This window comes from Paenibacillus macquariensis (assembly GCF_900156375.1).
Classification (GTDB): Bacteria; Bacillota; Bacilli; order Paenibacillales; family Paenibacillaceae; genus Paenibacillus_AQ; species Paenibacillus_AQ macquariensis.
Genome location: NZ_FTNK01000009.1, coordinates 69577 through 90825 on the forward strand (window position 1 = coordinate 69577; position 21249 = coordinate 90825).

Below are 21249 nucleotides of genomic sequence, written 5' to 3' on the forward strand. Positions count from 1 at the left end.
AAGGATGGGGCGTAAGCTTTTATTGAAAAGAGTTTGTTTAGTGTTAGCTATGACTGTTCTTGTGCAAGGTTTACCAGGATTTACGAAGCAATCTGGGGCAGCAACTGTTGTAAATACACATGCAACGAGTGCTTTAACTTGGTTGAATAAGCAACTGGATCCAGCAGGAGTGCAAGTGAGTCTAAATACTTATCCAAGCAATTACACAGGGCTCGTTGAGGGAACCGTTCAGATTGCCTCGTTACCAGTGAATCCAGCTCTTCAGTACAATCCTAATATTAAATCATCCGTATACGATAATAAGTATTCCGGCATTGTAAGTGGAACCTTTACTGGAATAACGGATCGCAATGCTTATAGTGTTTATGTATTTGACCAAACCGATATCGGCTATAAAAAAACGACGGCAACGCTGAATGCTAATGGTACTTGGTCAGCGGGAAGCGTAGTGTTTAACGGGAAGCCCGTGATTGCCCTTGTTAAGGGTGGGAATGAGATTGTTGGATTTGCGAATGATGCGCAAACGCTAAGTGAGTATGAGGTCTTGATCTCTGTTAAATCAGATACGTTGTATCCGAAGGCAACGGTGCAGATTAAGGAAGATGGGAAATTTGCAACAAAGGGTAATCCTATCTTTACGGGTGGCGATTTACTAGGCTATACGGCGATACCAGAAGTTGTGGGGTCAAGAGTAGCTCAGGTTATTCATAAATCAGACGCTAAGGTTGTTGGTACAACTGTGGAGCCTACATTAAAGCTCATTCGATCTTATTATGTTCCGCAAAATGATCCAGCTAGTTCACTCGGCATTGGCGACAGAAGCTGGATATATGATGATGCACTTGGTGTTATTTCATTCGGTTTAGCGGGTGACAAGACGCGTGCAGCAACGATTCTAGCATCATTGGCAGGCTTACAAAATGCAGATGGATCCTTATATTTTTCATATAATACAGTCACAGGTGAAGTGGACGATAAAAAACGTAGTGGATCAATCGCATGGGTGGGCTATGCTGCTACGCAATTCGAGAAGAAATTTAATGATACGACGTATCGGAATTTTGCAGTCCGCATCGCAGATTATTTAATAACGCTTCAAGATCCGACTACAGGAAGTATCAAAGGCGGACCAGATGCTAATTGGTATTCTACGGAACATAACGTCGACAGTTATTTCTTCTTAAGAGATTTAGGGAAACTGACCAATGACACGAAGTATGTGAATGCTGCAAATCTTGTGAAGAATGCTTTGTTACAGTCTCATTGGAATGTAACACAACAAAGATTTAATCAAGGTATTAACGATACAGCAGGATCTTTGGATGCAAATTCTTGGGGATCCATCTTCCTAGAGGCAATCGGAAGACATGACCTAGCCGTATCAGCAACAGCTTACCTGAACAATTTCAAAGTGAATAATGCAACTATGGCATTGAATACGGATCCTAATGCGTATAATAATACGTATCAATCGACTAAATTGGTCTCAGGATACAAACCGTATATGGTGGATAGTGGCGATTTCGTAAATGCACCAAGTGTTGTGTGGACGGAAGGAACTTGGGGAGTGATTAATTTATTCCTTCGCCAAGGGACGAATGCCCAAGCTCTGACACAATCGATGTACGATTTACAAGATGCTGACGTAGCGGGAGGACTTGTCTATTCCAATGTGGGTGCGAATTCTTACGATTTCCATGTATGGCCATCCGTCGCTGCAACAGCTTGGCAATACCTGACTTTAACAAGTCCAACAAGTATTTGGGAACCTTGATAACGGTTTAATTGGTTTAAAGTAATAGCGAAGTGCCAAGGATAAGTAACATATCCTTGGCACTTTTTCCTGTGCCTAATAAAGGGGATTTTATGAAAAAAAGCTGGTTTTTAACTTATTTTAATCGTTTTCTCATCTTGTTAAATTATAATGAATCCAATTCCCTTATGAAAGGTACATGCCATGAAAACGAAAAGAACCGTGTGGATTCCAGCAATCATAGCAACTGCCGTTGCCCTACTGCTCTTAGCTTACTATTACTATATGGTTTTGTCCCACGGTAGTGGAGAAGTTCGTTTGCATGCGCCAGGCGGTGCTGGGCGAATGCTTCCTCCCGAAGGAGAAGGACCTCGGGGCGGCGGAGAGATCTTTAAGACCTTGGGTACGATTGCTGTGTTCCTCGGGGCGGTCAGTTTCTCTTGGTTCTGGTTCAAGAAGAAGCTGAGGTCGCCGTCGATGTTGGTTCGAAAAATAGGGAAGCTTCTGCATGCTGTACATAAGCTGTTGGGTTGGGCGACCCTGGCTATCACTGCCACTCACGGTATCTATTTTTTGATTACCAAACTAGGTGATAAGAATATGTATACGGGGCTCGCAGCATTGGTTGTTTTGTTGATGATTGCTGGGTACGGTCTCTTCATTCATAAGATTCGCAACAAGTGGATGCGTACTGTGCACCGCTCGCTCGGGTTACTCTGGGTTCCCATACTGTTGTTGCATGCCGGCGGATCGGCGATAGTAGCGGTCATCGGAAGCCTTGCGGTGGGGGTTCTTGTCTGGTTACTGGAAAAGATAGCGAGGAGCCCTATTCCGGTAGAACGTTGAGATACATTGAATACGAAGAGTTCACCTTTTGAAAAAACCTCGTCCATTGCTTGATTGGCATCGGACGAGGTTTTTTACATTCTACCTAATTACATTTGCAGTGTAAATGAACAATTAACGATTTACAACCTCATCATTAAATACGTTAAGATTCATAGGTGCACCCATGAAAGCTTAAGCCTTTTATTTTACGATACTAACAATTCGATTACGGCCTTCCTTTTTTGCCTGATATAAGGCTTTATCCACGGTTTCAAACATATCATTTAAATGGATTTTAGGATTGTTTACATGTTTTACCGTGAAATTATTAAGGGAAAGTAATCCGATACTTATCGTAATCGATAGGGCATGCGCAACATTGTCGATACGTACTTTATTCGCTTCAATGGCTGATTTCACACGTTCAGCCAACAATTTGGCATGAGCTTGACTTGTATTTGGTAAATAAATGATAAATTCTTCTCCGCCATAGCGAGCCAAAATGTCCGTCTGTCTCAGCGTTTGCTTGATTATTTCTACCGTATTGCATATCACTACGTCACCGACTAGATGGCCGTAATTATCATTGATTGATTTGAAAAAGTCGATATCTATAATAAGGATCGTAAACGGTGTTTGGTATTTCATGTTTTTTATGACTTCATGCTCTAACTGTTGCGTTAAGTAATGACGATTATAACAACCTGTTAGGCTATCGGTTACGGCCATCTGTTTGAGTTTTTGATTGGTTTGAAATAGTTCATTCTGTATCCTAATTAACTCTAGGTTACGTTCTTGCAGGCTCTCATATTGAAGGTTTGTCGCATCGATGAGGTGGTGAATCTCTGTCATATCCTGAAACGTGATAATTCGCCCAACCATGATATCGCTAACCAGGATAGGCGCAGCATGAATGGTGATATATCTATTAATGTTAGGATAGAACAATTCAATTTCGGTTTTCTCAAGAGGCTGTTTTCGGTAAGTATAAAGGAGCACATCAAATTTGCCGTCAAGCTCATCTGGTGGGAGGATCAGCGTCATATCGAAGCGATCACCTATATGTATGTTAACATGGGGAAGCAATGACTGATTGATCTCTACAACCGTTTGGTTATCGTCGAGTACTAGAATCCCTTGCCCTATCGTGTCGATAATATCCTGATGAGCGATAGTCACAATATCAAATATTTTATCACGATGAATAGCAATAACAAAAAAGATAGCAGATAGTAGAATGCCCAGAGAAGTCAATCCAGGGATGACCACCGGTAGAGAGTGAGATAAGACAACATTGAGGAATATATCTAACAATACAAATGCAGTCAGCACGCAAACCCCTCTGATCACCTGGGAGACTTGTTTTTTGATGCGCGCTGTTTTGTTCGATGATAGAGCTAAATATATGATATAAAGTGAAATGACAACATAGGTGGTCGCGATAGTAACAATCACCCAAAAAATTGGACCATATATTCTTTCCATATAACCGCCGTGTATCGGCTGGACAAACATACCGCTAGGATTGACGATGATAACAAGAGCTATGAATATCATGGGTACAAATAGGAGTAATGATATTTTTTTACGTAATATATGCAATTGGCCCGTAAGGAGGATTGTGAATAGAAGCCATCCAATAGATAACAGAGTCGCATCAATGAATGCAAATTTCACATAAAACAATTGAATTTTAGGGTTGTCTGTTGTTTTGATGGCGAACTGACAGAACGGCCATAACATCATGGAGAAGTGAAATACTAAATATACTTTATGTAGGTTAGTGATTGTAACAGAAGCAAATACATATACGAATAGAGCAAACAAAACTATGAATAAAATTAAGTCAATCCATACCATAAGCCCCAATGGGGTACACCTTCTTAATTTAGAATATTAGTCATTCAGTAATCCAATGTAGGTCTAAGGTCTTACATCTAAGTTCTAATATATAATTCAAGGGGAAAAAATACAATGTAATTCGGTGTAATTAAGTTGTTATAAGAAAAAAGAAGAATGAGGATATAACCTCATTCGATTTGTTTTGACAGCCTATTCGCCTATTTTGTGATGAATTCATCTTCAATCTGGTAAGGATACGGGCTGCAACCTTGTTTATATTCTATGTATTCTCTATTGTATGCAAAAGAATGATGAATTCATCGCCGTCAAACCGATACACTTCCCCGCTCTTTTCCACAATGGAGATCAGCCTCTCGCTCGCCTTAAGTCCACAAACATCATGGCTGTAGTGCTATTGGAGTGCGAAAGTATTGTAGCGTTTCCATTCTCGAATAAGGCCAACTTGTTGGGTAACCAGTTAATAAATCATGATACGCCAGATGATGTATCTTCTTTTCTCTTCGCTTTAAGTAAGCTTGCGCTGATTGTCAATGAGTTGATCATATTGCTCTCTGAGTTCCTCTTCAGTAGCGGTGATTTCCTCGTACATAGATTCGAGATTTTCATGGGCGTATCCCCGTTCCCTGTAAGCGATTTTCAGCTTCGGCTCTATTCTTTTGATACGCTTGAGCGTCTCCAGAATGAGACCAAAGATTAATGCAGCTGTCATAAAGACAAAGATCCAACTTATGATCATATGAATCAGCCTAATCAACTATTTTACTTTCAGGAGTTTTTAACAGAGTTCTTTGAAATCTTTATTTGTATGTATGATTCCAACAATATTTATAATATATCTCTCAAAATAATGCTAGTGTTAGGTTAATGATGACCCATCCGTGTACTTGTCGCCTTCGTGAAGAAATCAATATTTTTAAATGATTGACAATCTTCAACATGTGGAATATATTGGATTGGGTAGTTCCTTTATACTATGTTCGGAGCAAAAAATATGACGAATATCACTGAAATGTATCTGCACTAACGAAAATTACATATATTTGGCACACTAATTGAAAGATTAGCTCGCAAAGCCTTGGAATCTAAGAGTCCTTTGACTTATGATCGTCCGGCTGCTATTAACATCGTTATCGTTAATGCAGTCGGACTTTTTTGTGTTCCAGGGACTATATCCATAAATACTTTTAGGAGGAAAATATGAAACGAGGATTAAGACTTGTAGTGTCGTGGTTGATCATAATATCAGTGTTTACAGGATTTATACCAGGTACCTTGCTAACAAGCTCTGCGGATGCAACGAATCAGCCAGAATGGCCCAATCCGGGAGCAGTTAATCTAACAAAGGTGGCTGTGCCTACAGGGACACCGGGTCAATGGAAGGTAACATTGACAGTTGAGGGTAAGAATATTCAGAGTAACAGCAGCACAGACGTTGTATTGGTCATCGATCGGTCTGGAAGTATGACTGCTAATAAATCACCTCGGCTGGACAAAGCTAAGGAAGCCGCGAAGAAATTCGCCGACAATTTGCTAATTAAAGATTCGACAACAAGAATAGCGGTTGTATCCTTTGCTGAGGGTGAAACAACTGTATCCGATTTTAAGGGGACATCTGGTAAGGAAGATCTAAAGAAAAGCATTGGCAACATTACAGCTAATGGGGGCACCAACATTCAAGCAGGCCTCCATCGTGCTGATACGTTATTGGCGGGAAGCCAAGCGAAGAACAAGGTCATTGTCCTCTTAAGTGATGGAGCACCAACGAACAGCTATAAGGCAGGTAAGGCGACAACTTATACATGGCCAGGAGACACAAAGGCAGGGTTCGCGCTTTCAGATTTTAATTACGGAACTGTTCTCGGGTCAGGTGATAACTATAATTTATCTGAAGGAGGAATTTTCGGGTGGGGTCGCGAAATTTATACAGTAAACGGCCACGAGGTAAAGAATAATGGTATTGCAACCATATCAGAGGCCAAACTAGTTAGGGATAAGGGTATTGGTATTTATTCCATAGGACTTGATGTGGGGAATGATAATAATGCCAAAGATGTATTGAATAAGAGTCAAAACAAGGGATATTTTGCTTCAACCAGTAATGAGTTGAACAACGTCTTTACTGAATTGTCCAGCAAGATTTCCTTTGCAGCGGAGAACGCAAAAGTTATCGATCCAATGGGTGCCAAGTTTGATAAGATCGGTGAGATCACGGTTTCTCAAGGAACGACAAAATGGAACAATGGGACAGAAACGATCGACTGGGATATCGGTAATATTGCCGAGGGATCTCCAGCAACGATGAGCTATACCGTTAAGATGGATGCGAACGCAGATCCGGACGTGTTACATCCAACTAACAAACAGACAACGTTGACCTATACTGATGCCAATGGCAAGCCCGCATCGAAGGACTTTAAGGTTCCAGAAGTGAGCTTCGGTAAAGGTTCCATTACCGTTATAGGGTATTATGTTAATGCGCAAGGCGACCCAATCAATAGAGCTGGGGTTGTTGTAGATAGACCTGATCTAGCAGAACAGCTATACAGCGAACCATTTATTGAAGGTGGGAAGTCAGCGTTTGATATCAATAAGACCTATTCGGTACCAGCAAAAGTTGTTGATGGTTATTCGCTCAAAAAGGGTGATAATCCTACAAGTATGAGATTGACTACTACTGCCCCTAATCCAACCATCTGGTTCGGGTATGTGAAAGCACCTTATAATCTCAATGTAGAATACAAGTCTGGGGATATCGTGCTAAGTCCAGCTGAAGTAGTCAAGAAAATTCAAGGTGAATCAGTAGATTACGATTACAGTAGCAAGGTAATTCCCGGATATACTTTCAAGAACGTGACCCTTAGTACAGGTAGTGGGTTAATCGTTAATAGCGGAAGAGTAACTGGAACGATGCCTAATAAAGAAGTAACGATTACAGTTAACTACACAGCAGACGCACAATCGGTTACTGTGAAGTATTTAGAAGAAGGAACGAACAAAGTATTGAAGGTTGCAACCACGACAGCGGGTGTAACAGGAAAGACCATTACGCTTACAGCGGCAACAATTCCTGGTTACACAGCCAAAGTGGCAAGCCACAGCTATACTTTTAAAGCAACGACGGGTCAAGAGCATATTTTCTATTACACAGCAGGCGCACAAACGGTCACTGTGAAATATTTGGAAGAAGGAACGAACAAGGTATTGGAGGCTGCAATCGCTAAAGCGGGTGTAACCGGAGAAACCGTTACGCTTACAGCGGCAACAATTGCTGGGTACACAGCGAAGGCATTAAGTCACAGCTATACCTTCACAGCAACGACGGGTCAAGATCATATCTTCTACTACACAGCAAACGCACAATCGGTTACTGTGAAGTATTTGGAGAAAGGTACGAATAAGGAACTAGCTACTGCAATTACTAAGAGTGGTGTAACAGGCAAAGAACTTCTGCTTACAGCGGCAACCATCGCGGGGTACACAGCAGAAAAGGCAAGCGACAGCTACACTTTTACAGCAACTCCAGGTCAAGAGTATATCTTCTACTACACAGCAGGCGCACAAACGGTCACTGTGAAGTACTTGGAAGAGGGTACGAATAAGGTATTGGATGATGCAACTACTATAGCGGGTGAAACAGGAAAAGCCGTTACGCTTACAGCTGCGATAATTGCTGGCTACACAGCCAAAGTGGCAAGTCACAGCTATACCTTTAACACAACGACGGGTCAAGAGCATATCTTCTACTACACAGCAGACTCACAAACGGTTACTGTGAAGTACTTGGAAGAAGGAACGAACAAGGTGTTAGAAGTAGCAACCGCTGAAGCGGGTGTAACCGGAGAAACCGTTACGCTTACAGCGGCAACAATTCCTGGCTATACAGCTGAAGCTGCAAGTCACAGCTATACCTTTACGGCAACTCTAGGCCAAGAGCATATCTTCTACTACACAGCAGACCAACAAACGGTTACTGTGAAGTACTTGGAAAGAGGAACGGACAAGGAACTAGCTACTGAGATTACTGAAAGTGGCGTGATAGGCACAGTACTTCCGCTTACAGCAGCGACAGTCACTGGCTACACAGCTGAAGCTGCAAGTCATAGCTATACCTTTACGGCAACTCCAGGCCAAGAGCATATCTTCTACTACACAGCAGACCAACAAACGGTTACTGTGAAGTACTTGGAAAGAGGAACGGACAAGGAACTAGCTACTGAGATTACTGAAAGTGGCGTGATAGGCACAGTACTTCCGCTTACAGCAGCGCCAGTCACTGGCTACACAGCCGAAGCTGCAAGTCACAGTTACACCTTCACAGCAAATGAAGTTCAAGAGCATATCTTCTACTACACAAAGGATGCTCCAATTATTAAAGAAGGCTATGTAACTGTGAATTATGTATACAAAGATTCAGAAGGAACTGAAATCAGTCTGCAAGACTCTACTACGCATACTGGTGAGGTTGGACGTATGCTTCAGCTACATGCAGAACCGATTACATTGTCTGATGGTGGTGTATATACACCAGATAATCCTGAATTTGGCTATCTAATTAAGGATATACAAGGACAGCAGCATACATTCTACTACACTAAGAATGCTCCAAATATCGAAAAACGCGATGTGACTATAAATTATGTAGATAAATTAACTCAACTACCGTTGGCGGACTCTATTGTGCTTAGCGGAAATGTAGGGGGTACACTTCAGCTAGTGGCAGAGCCAATTACAGTATCTGAAGCGGTATATATACCAACTATTTCTAACTTTGATTTTGAAATCACGGATGCACTTGAACAACACTATGACTTTGAGTACATCACGGAGGGTGCTGAAGATACACAACAGTTGGTCGTGAAATACCTAGATAAAGAAACAAATGTGGAGCTTGGCCAACAAACATTAATGGGGAGATTGGGTGAAACGATCTCATTAATGGCAAAATTCATCTTGGGGTATACTTCTGAGAAATCTACAGATATCTACCAATTTGTGGATGGGGTAGGACAGGAATACATTTTTTATTACACGAAAAATGCACCTGTAACTCCTCCTGTCGATCCGACGCCGGATAGACCAAATCCAACACCGGATACGTCTAATCCAACACCGTTGCCTCCGGCACCTCCAGTAGTTGCGCCGTTGCCACCGCCACCACCAAAGCTGGAGGCAGAGAATCATTATAATTACATTAATGGTTATCCAGACGGAACAATTAAACCGGAGAACCGGATCAGCCGTGAAGAAGTTGCAGCAATCTTCTACAGATTGATGGATGATGAGACACGCACTGATTACATGAAGAACATCAGCTCATACCGGGATGTCGAAGGTAGTCGCTGGTCGAACAAACACATCGCTACGATGGAGAACGCAGGCATTATCACTGGCTATCAAGATGGGACATTTAAACCTGGTCAACAAATTACAAGAGCAGAATTTGCTGCAATCGCATCTAGATTTGATAATTTGAATGAGCAAGAGAACACGTTGTTCTCGGATATTAAAGATCATTGGGCAGCGAAGTACATTGTATCTGCAGCAAATAAAGGCTGGATTAAGGGTTACCCAGATGGACAATTTAAGCCGAATCAGTACATTACGCGTGCGGAAGCAATGGCTTTCATCAATAGCGTATTGAATCGTAAAGTCAAGGCTGAAGGTATTCATGAAGATGCTAAGAAATGGCCAGACAATACGACTGACAAGTGGTATTATACGGATGTGCTCGAAGCGACGAATTACCATGACTACAGCGGAATCGAAACTGGAAACGAGACTTGGGATCAAGTGAATCCCGATCGCGTGTATCCATAAGTATGTATAATAAAAGCTCCTCTCTGTTTAATCAGAGAGGAGCTTTTATTTATTATTAAAGTATCCATAAGATTATTTATTGAAAAGCTTGTCCATAAAATCATAAGTCAATGGTGTGCTATTCTTTAGTTCTTCTCGTGTTGTATTATTGTAAAGGTATAAACTCGCTGTTTCAGCAAAATATTCAGCTGGATAGACTGAGATATAGCCGTCTTTGTTATAGTTAACACTTGCTTCTTTATTGAATACATCTTTGAAATCCCCTGAATCACTCACGTTGTTAAATACGAAACGATCTACAGCATGCATTGTTTCATGGATCTCCAGATTGTACGAGCTGTGACCTTTGCCTTTCTTGCTATAACCAATTCGAACGACGATATTTTTCTCGCTGACACCAGGTACATCATCCCAAGTTAGTCCTGTACCTTCCCAGCCTCTTGGGGTCACACCTTTTAAGTAGCTTAACTCTGGATCGTTAGTAATGATGTCATTGGTTAATTTGATTTTCACACCTTTGTCAGATAAAGTCTTCAAAATAGGAGCTGGGATTTTTTCTATCCGCCCGATCATTGCGCTTGCCTCTTTCGTGTTATAACTACCTGTTGGCAATACAACTAACTGATCGAGTAACGAACTTTGGGCTAGAACTGTATGTGTGGGAAATACACCGATTAATGTAACAGTTATAAGTACCGATAATATACGTTTTGTCCATTTCATAATAAATATTCCTCCAAGAGCCAACGTCTTTACAATAGAAGACGTTAAACTTCAATATGGTAACTGGCTAGCATAGCGAGAATATCGCGGTAGCTCCTGTAGCTTTGCGCCGCCATTTTTCAATGGGTTTGCCTTTGTCAATACGGAGTTGACATATGAAATTGTTATACTGCTAATTAAGAACGCGAAAAACCCTTCTCACCGAAGTAAGAAGGGTTAAATAACAACAAATAACGTTGCACCTCTATATCGGTAACTGGCTGGCGTAGCGAATTATCGCGGTAGCCCCTGTAGTTTTGCGTCCCCATTTTTCAATGGGTTTGCCTTTATCAATATATTTAATTGGTAAATAAATCTAGAATCTATCATAATATTAATTCTGATAGATTAAATAGTCAAGAGAAAAAGTTACTTCACCTAAATTACCCGCTCTGCTAAGTATACCTGCATATTAGATAGATAGAATTGTGTATCTAATCTATGATTTTTTCGTCAAACTCTCTAACGTAGCAGATATTAAATTTAGATGGCCGATGCTGACTACGGTCTGACTTTAACAAGTCCAACAAGCATTTGGGAACCTTAAATGACGTGTTCATAGGTTAGAAGAAATAGCGAAGCGCCAAGGATAAGTAACCTATCCTTAGCGCTTTGCTATTTCTTTATTAATAGATACATGAAATACGGTCCACCGATGATTGCGACCATAATACCTGCCGGGATACCTGCAGGTTCAACGATATTACGGCCTATGGTATCTGCAAATAATAGTAACCAGCCACCAACCAGAATAGCAACCGGAATAAATAATTGATTTCTAGGTCCTACTAAAGATTTGGCGATATGTGGAGCCATAAGTCCGATGAATGCAATTCCTCCTGTGACAGAAACGGCAGAAGCGGCAAGTGCAACAGCGGTTAATAACAGTATGATACGTTCTTTTTCAATGGACACACCTACACCAATGGCCACCGGTTCACTTATGCCTAACAGATTCAATCGATTTGCTTTGTACAAGGAGAATGGAATAAGAATAACTAACCAAGGCAAGAGTGCCCAGATAAAGGGCCAATCAGAACCCCATATATTTCCTGCTAACCATTTGGCGATGAAATCGACCTTTGCACGTTCTGCTGACGAGATCAGTACAATCATTACGCCGGATAACGCCATGGAGAATCCGATCCCAACGAGTACTAATTTTACGGGTTGAAGACCTACATTTCTTTTGTAAGACAACACATAAATAAGACCCGCCGTGACAAGAGCACCGACGAAAGCGACGAGTGGAAGCATATAAACAAATGAACCTGCTTGAATGGGAAAGAACAAGAAGAAACCTGCGATGGCAACGCCTGCTCCAGAGTTAATACCGATAATACCAGGATCAGCTAGATCATTTCGCGTAATTCCCTGCAAAATAGCACCCGATAATGCAAGTGCCATCCCAGCTAACAAGGTTATAATAATGCGGGGTAATCGTACTGAAAATAGCACAAAGTCCTCTTTAAATGTACCTTGGCCAAAAAGTGTTGGAATCAGTCGGTCATAAGATAGTGAAGAGTATCCTAGTCCAAGTGAAACAATGATGGTCATGATTATGAGTGCTAGTAAAATACATAGGATGATTCGTTGCTTTCTGATGATATCAGGATGAATCATGAGAATACCTTGCCCCCTTTATGTATGATGAATAGGAAGAAAGGCAAGCCTATCATCGCAACAATGGCGGCTACAGGTGTTTCATAAGGAGCATTTATTGTACGACCTAGTGTATCTGCGAACATCATAAAGCTAGCTCCGAAGATGACAGACATCGGTATAATAAATCGATAATCGGTTCCCACAATAGCACGAACAATATGAGGTACCATTAAGCCAATGAAGGCCATATTTCCGACAAGCGCAACGGATGCTCCCGCGAGTAGGATGATAACGATATACAGAATGATTTTAATTTGTGTTGTTCTTTGACCCAATCCAACGGCAACGTCCTCGTTCAGACTCAAGATGCTTAGTTGTCTGGAGAGGATTAGAGAAACAAGGATACCTACACAGATAAATGGAACAATGATTTGAAGTTGACTCCATGAAGTTCCAATAATCCCTCCAGCAGTCCACATCGATACATCCTTGGAAATTTTGAAGTAGATGCCAACGCCTTCGGCGATAGCGTAAAGAAATGCGGAAACAGCTGAGCCAGCTAACACAATGCGAAGAGGGGAGAAGCCCCCTTTTTTCATGGCACCAATGCCGAACACCATGAGTGTTCCAAGAGCTGCACCAATGAAACAAGCCAACATTATGCCCAAGTAATTCACAGACGGAAGGAATGCCATCGTGATTGCAAGTGCGGCATTAGCCCCGGCAGATAGTCCAAGCAAACCGGGATCAGCAAGGGGGTTCCTTGTCATGCCTTGCATAATTGCACCAGAAACAGCTAGCGCAGCCCCAACGAAAATCGCTGCGATTTCACGTGGTAAGCGAATTTCACGAATGATCGATATATTTTCCCCTGCAGCATGAGAAGTGAGCGCTAGCCATACATCAGTGATCGTCGTATCAGCTGCTCCAAATACCATGGCAACAACGAAAATACCAACAAACGCTATAATTGCCGCAATGAATTTATACGTAAATGGGATGATACGTTGTTGTTCTGTATTCATAAATCACTCATCTTTTCTGTTATAGTATCTTTGCGTTATTTTCCAAGAAAGCTCTTCGTGAAGAATTCTAGTTGGTAATCTAGTGTTACTGGATCATTAAAGTAGAACTCTTTCGCATTAGCTTCGAATATGCGGTTATTCTTAACAGCTGGGATGTTCTTGTAGGTATCTGTTTCTTGGAATGAGTTATCGGTATCTGAGCTTTTACTAAAGATGACATAGTCTCCTGCGTATTGCGGTAGAACTTCCAATGATAATGCATAGTATCCATCTTTTAAGGCCATTTCTGTAACTTTGTCAGGCATTTTCAATTTCATTTCTTGGTACAATATTTCTGTTCCACGTCCCCAGTTATTCCCGAATACGTAAATTTGCTTGTCGAAATTCTCGATGACAGAAACAGTTGCGTCGGGACCAATTTTAGCTTTAATTTCTTCTCCAGCTGCGTGAGCACGTTTCTTGAAATCATCAATCCACGTTTGAGCTTCTTTTTCCTTATTCAACAGCTTACCAATCTCTAAATGTTGTGTTAAATAATCTAATTTGCCGTAAGTAAATGTTACTGTAGGGGCAATTTTGCTTAATTTATCGATATTCTTAATCGTGGATAGACCAATGATCAGATCCGGGTCTAACTCAATGATTTTCTCTAAGTTTTCATCGGAGACCTCAGCAGCATCCTTCATTCCTGCTTCAAAGCGGGGGTTACTCTTTGACCACGAGTCAACACCCACAAGATTAACGTTCAAAGCCATGACGTCACCTGCATAAGAAGAAAGGACGATCACGCGCTGTGGGTCTGCAGGAACTTCAATGGGACCATTCTCAGATTGATAGGTGATGGTTCCTGATTTCTTCTCTGGTGTAGCTGTAGTGTCCTCTTGTTTTGCAGGCTCACTGTTAACCTTGCTGTTGGTGTTATTACACGCACTTACGACTAGCACCATCAGTAGCATGATTGGTAGGAATAGCTTTTTCACTTGTGTAGTCTCCTTTTAGTAGATTATATGTAACACACATCGGTTTGTTTGTTCGAGGGTCTCGACCGATTTCGGCATCAATATGGAATACCTCTTTAAGCACGTCATGATGGATAACTTCTTCACAATCGCCAGCTTTCACAATTTCACCGTCTTTTAGAGCGATGATATAATCAGCGAAGCGTGCCGCTTGGTTCAAATCATGAAGGACCATAACAATCGTACGTTCTTGCTCGACATTGAGTTTTTGCAAAAGTTCTAGTACTTCTAGCTGGTGTGCTAAATCTAAATAGGTCGTAGGTTCATCAAGGAATATAATCTCTGTTTCTTGAGCTAGAGCCATAGCAATCCATACCCGCTGACGTTGCCCACCGGATAGTGAATCTACGTGGCGGTACTTAAAGTCCTTTGTTCCTGTAACTTCAAGCGCCCAGTCAATGACTTCATAATCCCTCTGTGTTAAGCGCCCAAATCCCTTTTGATAGGGAAAACGTCCATACGATACGAGTTCACCAACGGTTAATCCGCTTGCACTTTCTGGCGTTTGTGGAAGAATGGCCATTTTCCGGGCAAGGATCTTGGTACTTCCTTTCGAAATATCTTCTCCATCTAACACAACGGTTCCGGATTGATGTGGAATAATGCGAGTGATAGCCTTCAATAATGTAGATTTACCGCAGCCATTGGAACCGATGATGGTTGTGATTTTTTTATCTGGAATAGTAACGCTTAGTTTATTTACAATTAAGCGATCACCATAGCCAATGCTTAATTGATCTGTATAAAGGCGAACCATGGGGTAACCTCCAACTATAAAAGTAGTTAAAAATTTAATGATAATGATTATCAATATCGATAAATATACCGAAGTTCTTGGGAGGTGTCAACTGCTTTTTACCTTGTAATAAAGAAATAATGCGTGTATATTCTAATGATAATGATAATCAATTACATTTGGCTGCTGAGGAGAGTGACTTGAATTGGAACAGAATGAATTGTTTGATGTAACTGTTATTGGAGGAGGTCCTGCGGGGCTGTACTCTACTTTTTATAGTGGTTTAAGAGAAATGAAAACAAAGGTTATTGAGTTCCAACCTCAACTAGGCGGCAAAATTCATGTATATCCTGAGAAGATGATATGGGATGTTGGTGGGCAGACGCCGATAACCGGAGCCAAGTTAATTGAGAAACTTGTAGAGCAGGGATTAACGTTTAACCCAGAGGTCGTATTAAATGAACAAGTGGAGTCGATAACCCGTAATGAAGAGGGGTTATTTGTGTTGATAGCTGCCTCAGGTCAAGTACATTATTCCAAGACAGTCATTGTGGCAGTTGGAAGTGGAATATTAAATCCTGAGAAGTTGAAGATCGAGGGTGCAGAGAGATTTGAAGTGACGAATCTAAATTACACAGTAAAGTCATTCAATCATTTCAGGGATAAAACAGTGATCATTTCAGGTGGAGGAAACTCTGCGATAGATTGGGCTAATGAATTAGAGCCTATCGCCAAAAAAGTGTATTTAACATATAGAAAAGATGTCTTATCGGGTCATGAATCACAAGTAACACAACTCATGGATAGTTCAGCAGAGTGTTTCTTGAACACTTCAATTACCAAACTAATGGCTTCTGAGACGCATGAATTCATAGAACGCATTGAGCTAACCAATAGTGAGACGGGAGAAGTTACGTATCTAACCATTGATGAAGTAATTATTAATCATGGGTACGAGCGTGATACGACATTACTGGAGAAGAGTGAAGTGAAGATTGACATAGCGGATAACTACTATATTGCGGGTAATGCCAACAGCGAGTCATCAATAGAAGGGATTTATGCTGCGGGAGATATTCTAATGCATGATGGGAAATTAAATTTAATAGCGGGTGCCTTCCAAGATGCAGCTAATGCTGTAAATAAGGCCAAACAATATAACCAGCCGACTGCTGATAAAATAGGCATGGTCTCATCACATAACGAGCTCTTTAAAAAGCGTAATAAGGAATTAGTGAGAGAAATGCTATCCTCATGGGAAACAGAGACAAGGCCTTCGTCCTAGTGACTAGGAGTCTGCCTCTGTATCCTATCAAAAAAGAAACTACTCTATTGTTGGAGTGTAATTATACTTAGTTAATTTATGATCACGTGCTTAGTATAAGCGCTGTGGTCATTTTTGCGTATGGAAAAACATATCAGGATGATAAGGAAATATTTGTATATGGAGTGTGATAGTATAGTGTAAGAGTAGATCAATTGATAAGAGGAGTTTGTTCATGACATCAAATAAACAATATCGTAAATTGAAGATAGTGTCGGTTGTAATCACACTGTTGCTATTAATTACGATAGGGGTTACGTATTATCTTAAATTCTACAAAGAGGATTTAAATAGAATCTTAGCCATGACGAATACGATGAAGTCTGATGAAGAGAATAATCGTTATCAGATTTACAGCAAAAAGCTGAGAGTAACTTATGATGATGGATATCATTGGAAGGTTGTGCCTGCATCTCTAGAAGAATTGTTTGCGGGAGATTACAATGGTTCTAGACAGAAATTGATAGATGGAAGTTATGTGATTACAAGAGATAGGATGGCATTTGTCATTGGTGAAGAGATTGTCATAGATAATGAGTACAGGGGGACTTATTTCAGTGTTCTACAATCCATAGACAAAGGAAAAACATGGATAAAGAGGCATATTATCGATTCACCTGATGTCAGAGTACGATTTCTTGGTTTTACATCCGAACAAAATGGTTATTTGATCATAAGTTCTGAGGGTACGATGGGTTTTGAAGCTAATGCTATCTATAAAACCAACAATGGCGGGAATAGATGGATCATGACAGGAACCGTCAAAGACACCAATAGACATATAACTAGCGGTAGTTTTATTAATGAGAATATTGGATTTATCTCTTTCGGTTCTATTGCAGTGAATTCTGAACCGGAAGGTCCATCCGTATATCGCACCTTCGATGGGGGGAAGAATTGGGATGAGATTGAGGTACCGATTCCTTCGGAATTTAAAGGGATCTTTACAGTAGCAGAAGTACCTACCTTTGATGGAATCCAAGGTGTTTTGCATGTGAATCAGGGACCTAACGGAGACTATCAAGGTGGTAAAGTACTTGCAAGATTTATTTCGATAGATGAGGGAGCTACTTGGTCTTTTGTCGATCTGGTTGATCCAGTACAATAAACCGAAAAGAGTTATATATAGAAGAATATATGCATCATAATTGGAATGAAATGTTCATGAAGAAAAGCCCCATTGTCACGGGGCTGCTTCAATAATTTCAACTTTACGATCACGTGCAGTTTTATATGCTCTGTGGTCTTTTTCCGGTATGACCTTGCGCTGGTAAGCATTGTTTCGTATGAGTGCAAAGATGATGAGTAGCGTTCCGACAATCTCATAGCTACTGATATGGTAGCCTTGGAAAGCCATAATCACAAATGTCGTAATAGGGACAAAATTGATAAATAATAGACCATTAGGCGGAGACAACAATTTGAGTCCCAAATTCCAGCTTAGTAAGGCTGCTAGCCCAGGTAATAAGACCATAAAGGCCATTTCGTATTTAATAGAAAGTATCGTATCTAAGCTAGGCACAGGAACCAACTGAAAACTGGAGGCAAGGGTAACGATTAGGAGATTCACTACGCTACCTAATATACAGGTTAATGTAGAATAGCGAAGGATTGACCAATCCCTAAACCGACTTCCACCCATGGAATACACTACCCATCCTACAACACCTGCAAAGATCAGTAGCAACGGGACAGCATGTTGTCCAGCCATCATGAAAAATTCCATATTTCCGTTAGTGATGACAAGTAAAGCACCAGCAAGCGCGATCGCTACACTTGTGATCATAAATTTCTTTGGGGCTTTTCTTGTCGTAATCCACAAGACCATGATGGATATCATCGGCATGAGCACTTCCATAATGGAGGCTGCAACGGTACCTGATTCACCCATGAGGTGTTGCCCTAAGAAGACGCACATGTTATAGACCGAAAAGGCCATCGTTCCGAAAAATAATAATGATTTCCCTCTTCCCTCGAGGCGAAATGCTGATCTTCCCTCTTTGATCCAAAGCATGACACTGAGGATGACAGCAACGAGTGCATAACGGATAAAGGAGAAATAAAATGAATCTATTTTCTGTAATGCCATATGTGCAACGGGAAACATAGCTCCCCAGGACATACTAGCAATGAGGCATAGAATGGAACCTATAATAATTTGCTTTTTTAACATGTATTTGTCTCTCCCTAGCATAAATCTGTCGATGTATTGCGCATAACCAATAATAGGGAGATAGAAGGCTATAGTAAAATGATTGATAATAAAGTTTATCATCATTTATAATGATATTAGAAAGAAGTTATGTACATAGCGAAGAATACAGAGGAGTTATCACATTGGAATTTAATGATTTGAAAATATTTCAGAGCGTGGCTACACACGGAAGTATCAGCAAGGCAGCACTGGAGCTGAACTACGTTCAATCCAATGTGACAGCAAGAATTAAGCTACTTGAGAAAGAGCTTCAGACAACCTTATTTTATCGTCATAAGCGGGGGATGATCCTAAACACAGAAGGAAAACGATTGTTGGAGCATACGAGAGAGATCTTATCGAGAATGGATGAAATGAAGCTTGCCTTTCAAGATAAATTGAACCCGTCTGGTGTCCTTAAGATCGGTATCGTGGAGACTGTGGTTGCTCTTCCAGATATTTTATCCTCATACCATAGCAAGTATCCGAATGTTGAATTATCACTAAATGCTGGCGTAACGGATCTCTTGCTGCAAAAGGTCATTGATATGAAGCTGGATGGAGCATTTGTTACAGGGCCTATTAGGCATCCATTACTCGAGCAGGTTGAAGTTATTCAAGAGAAGCTAGTTCTAGTAACCAAAGGGGATACCTTTTCAATGGAGGATATCACGACAAGACCACTGTTGTTATACAACAAAGGATGCGGATATCGTGGGAGACTTGAAAGTTGGATGAAGGTGGAGGGTATTGTCCCGAAACAGATTATGGAGTTCGGAACGTTTGGGACGATCATAGGCAGCGTAGCCGCAGGCATAGGAATTACGATTATTCCAGAATCATCGGTGACGGATCTGGTTGCTAGCGGCACTGTGTTTTGTCATGAATTACCTGAACCTTATCGTGAAATCACGACGATCTTTATACGACGGAAAGATTCGTATGTAACGAGTACTCTACAGTGCTTTATTGATGAAATTGTTGCTCGAACGAGTCTAGCAGAGGTGCAGTTGCCAGAGTGATACATGCCGGTATTCATGTTAAAAAATGATCGTACCACGTTCGAATATGATCACTGACGGTTACGTCCAGGTCTTGCTCTAATCTTGAAGTAAGCAGCGCATATTGTTCCTTTACACCAAGGACATCTCCCATAGTTGAATAAAGCTTCATCAGAGAAAAGTAACTTTCCTCGTCATATGGAAACCATTGCTGCACTCGTATATGTAGCTTTATGAAATATTGGGGGATATTGTGCTCTAGGTAAAAGGCACTTATCAACTTCGCATAACGAAGCCATAGCCAACGAAGTCGTTCTCGTTCAGGCTCAGCCCAAAGATAGGGATAGTCTCCAAGATAATCACCTTTGTACATTTCCAGAGCCTGTTCATAATCCTCAACCGTTTGAAGACTCAGAGGAAGGAGCTCTAAGATCTTAGCTTCCCATTCTTCCGTGTCGATTCGTGCACTACCTATGGTCAGCTTGTACGCATTCTCCAAACCCCTACTCGTAATCAATAGCGTACCCAAACCACTGCTCTTCAGTGTCTGACGAATATGATAAATGGTGGTGTAGAGATACTGAATCGCTCGAGGCGTATCGTATTCAAACCACAATAGCTCGATGAGTGTCTCCTTATCTATGACTCGATCATGGTGAAGTAACAAATAGGCAAATAGCTCTTGGGCTTTGCCTGTACGCCATTTAAAATCTTGAGATATTTCATCGTGTAATTGGTACTGCATTTGGTTAAAGCATCGTATGAATGGACGTTCTGTCATGCAGTCATTGTCAGCTTTCATCTCGGGGTGATCACCAAAACGTTCCACGGTTTTCTTCAACCGCTCTAGCTGAAGCGGCTTCATAATATAATCCATTGCGTTAAGTGTAAATGCCTCAATGGCGTACTGGTCAAATCCAGTGACAAAGACAATCTTCGTAGTAGGAACAGATTCTTGGAGCATTTCTCCTAATTTCAGACCACTGATTCCAGGCATATGAATATCTAGAAATACAACATCAGGTTGAAGCTGTATGGCGTGTTCAATAACCTGTAAGGGATCGGTATACATTCCAATCACTTCCACGCCCCCTATATCAGACTCTAACATTTTCTTAAGTAGTCTCAAGGCCAATCGTTCATCATCCACAAGTATTACTCTCATTATCCCACCTACATTTTTCTTTCAAGTTAGTATCCTTATTATATCATTACGGATAACAACTCAGAAAAGATAAATATTTATGAAATAGATAGTCAACTTCCATATGTGAAATGTAAGATAGACAAGATTAAATGAATTCCAAAGGAGGACGTTGTCC

The 21249-nt window shown here is 41.0% G+C and carries 15 protein-coding genes and 3 riboswitches; of the genes, 7 read left to right on the forward strand and 8 right to left on the reverse strand.

The features are described from left to right. Positions 1–4 precede the first annotated feature (4 nt). Together BW961_RS16685 and BW961_RS16690 are read left to right on the forward strand one after the other, a co-directional pair. Positions 5–1774 carry a hypothetical protein gene (locus BW961_RS16685; RefSeq protein ID WP_068588867.1) on the forward strand — a complete coding sequence of 590 codons (1770 nt, stop codon included), beginning with the start codon at positions 5–7 and terminating at the stop codon, positions 1772–1774. A gap of 183 nt (positions 1775–1957) precedes the next feature. Further along, the gene (locus BW961_RS16690) at positions 1958–2599 is read left to right on the forward strand and encodes a hypothetical protein (RefSeq protein ID WP_068588863.1); all 642 of its coding nucleotides are present in this window, start codon (positions 1958–1960) and stop codon (positions 2597–2599) included. A 183-nt stretch (positions 2600–2782) separates the two neighbouring features. On the opposite strand, the gene BW961_RS16695 is transcribed toward BW961_RS16690, so the two are convergent. Continuing rightward, positions 2783–4441 (reverse strand): histidine kinase N-terminal 7TM domain-containing diguanylate cyclase, encoded by a 1659-nt coding sequence (locus BW961_RS16695; RefSeq protein ID WP_068589068.1) that lies wholly within the window; start codon positions 4439–4441, stop codon positions 2783–2785. 280 nt (positions 4442–4721) lie between these two features. On the opposite strand from BW961_RS16695, the gene BW961_RS30630 reads away from it, so the two are divergent. Together BW961_RS30630 and BW961_RS16705 are read left to right on the forward strand one after the other, a co-directional pair. Then, entirely contained in the window at positions 4722–5141 is a 420-nt protein-coding gene (locus BW961_RS30630) for a hypothetical protein (protein WP_169810330.1), read from the forward strand. Between the two features lie 335 nt (positions 5142–5476). Further along, a riboswitch (cyclic di-GMP riboswitch) is annotated at positions 5477–5564 on the forward strand. 77 nt (positions 5565–5641) lie between these two features. Next, positions 5642–10261: a MucBP domain-containing protein gene (locus tag BW961_RS16705; RefSeq protein ID WP_076576919.1), complete on the forward strand. Its 4620-nt coding sequence runs from the start codon at positions 5642–5644 to the stop codon at positions 10259–10261. A gap of 72 nt (positions 10262–10333) precedes the next feature. On the opposite strand, the gene BW961_RS16710 is transcribed toward BW961_RS16705, so the two are convergent. The 5 genes from BW961_RS16710 to BW961_RS16730 all read right to left on the reverse strand — a co-directional run bounded on the left by BW961_RS16710 (position 10334) and on the right by BW961_RS16730 (position 15429). Then, positions 10334–10984, reverse strand: a complete 651-nt coding sequence (locus BW961_RS16710) for an anthrax toxin lethal factor-related metalloendopeptidase (protein ID WP_068588856.1) — start codon at positions 10982–10984, stop codon at positions 10334–10336. A gap of 55 nt (positions 10985–11039) precedes the next feature. Further along, positions 11040–11127: riboswitch (cyclic di-GMP riboswitch) on the reverse strand. 105 nt (positions 11128–11232) lie between these two features. After that, a riboswitch (cyclic di-GMP riboswitch) is annotated at positions 11233–11319 on the reverse strand. A 319-nt stretch (positions 11320–11638) separates the two neighbouring features. Further along, positions 11639–12646 (reverse strand): FecCD family ABC transporter permease, encoded by a 1008-nt coding sequence (locus tag BW961_RS16715; RefSeq protein ID WP_068588853.1) that lies wholly within the window; start codon positions 12644–12646, stop codon positions 11639–11641. After that, positions 12643–13653 carry a FecCD family ABC transporter permease gene (locus BW961_RS16720; RefSeq protein WP_068588852.1) on the reverse strand — a complete coding sequence of 337 codons (1011 nt, stop codon included), beginning with the start codon at positions 13651–13653 and terminating at the stop codon, positions 12643–12645. The genes BW961_RS16715 and BW961_RS16720 overlap by 4 nt, the downstream gene beginning before the upstream one ends. 35 nt (positions 13654–13688) lie before the next feature. After that, complete coding sequence (locus BW961_RS16725; protein ID WP_068588849.1) at positions 13689–14633, reverse strand: iron-hydroxamate ABC transporter substrate-binding protein; 945 nt, start codon at positions 14631–14633, stop codon at positions 13689–13691. Continuing rightward, a complete protein-coding gene (locus BW961_RS16730) occupies positions 14575–15429 on the reverse strand; it encodes an ABC transporter ATP-binding protein (RefSeq protein WP_068588846.1) in 855 nt (284 codons plus the stop codon). The genes BW961_RS16725 and BW961_RS16730 overlap by 59 nt, the downstream gene beginning before the upstream one ends. 184 nt (positions 15430–15613) lie before the next feature. Here BW961_RS16730 and BW961_RS16735 point away from each other — a divergent pair, with 184 nt between their 5' ends. Together BW961_RS16735 and BW961_RS16740 are read left to right on the forward strand one after the other, a co-directional pair. Beyond that, entirely contained in the window at positions 15614–16693 is a 1080-nt protein-coding gene (locus tag BW961_RS16735; protein WP_068588844.1) for an NAD(P)/FAD-dependent oxidoreductase, read from the forward strand. A 214-nt stretch (positions 16694–16907) separates the two neighbouring features. After that, positions 16908–17840: a WD40/YVTN/BNR-like repeat-containing protein gene (locus BW961_RS16740; RefSeq protein WP_068588841.1), complete on the forward strand. Its 933-nt coding sequence runs from the start codon at positions 16908–16910 to the stop codon at positions 17838–17840. Between the two features lie 75 nt (positions 17841–17915). Here BW961_RS16740 and BW961_RS16745 read toward each other — a convergent pair whose 3' ends face one another. Next, positions 17916–18905 carry a DMT family transporter gene (locus BW961_RS16745; protein WP_068588837.1) on the reverse strand — a complete coding sequence of 330 codons (990 nt, stop codon included), beginning with the start codon at positions 18903–18905 and terminating at the stop codon, positions 17916–17918. A 164-nt stretch (positions 18906–19069) separates the two neighbouring features. Here BW961_RS16745 and BW961_RS16750 point away from each other — a divergent pair, with 164 nt between their 5' ends. Further along, a complete protein-coding gene (locus tag BW961_RS16750; RefSeq protein WP_068588833.1) occupies positions 19070–19948 on the forward strand; it encodes a LysR family transcriptional regulator in 879 nt (292 codons plus the stop codon). Between the two features lie 13 nt (positions 19949–19961). Here the strand turns inward: BW961_RS16750 and BW961_RS16755 are convergent, their stop codons facing one another. Beyond that, positions 19962–21092 (reverse strand): response regulator, encoded by a 1131-nt coding sequence (locus BW961_RS16755; RefSeq protein WP_068588829.1) that lies wholly within the window; start codon positions 21090–21092, stop codon positions 19962–19964. Positions 21093–21249 lie beyond the last annotated feature (157 nt).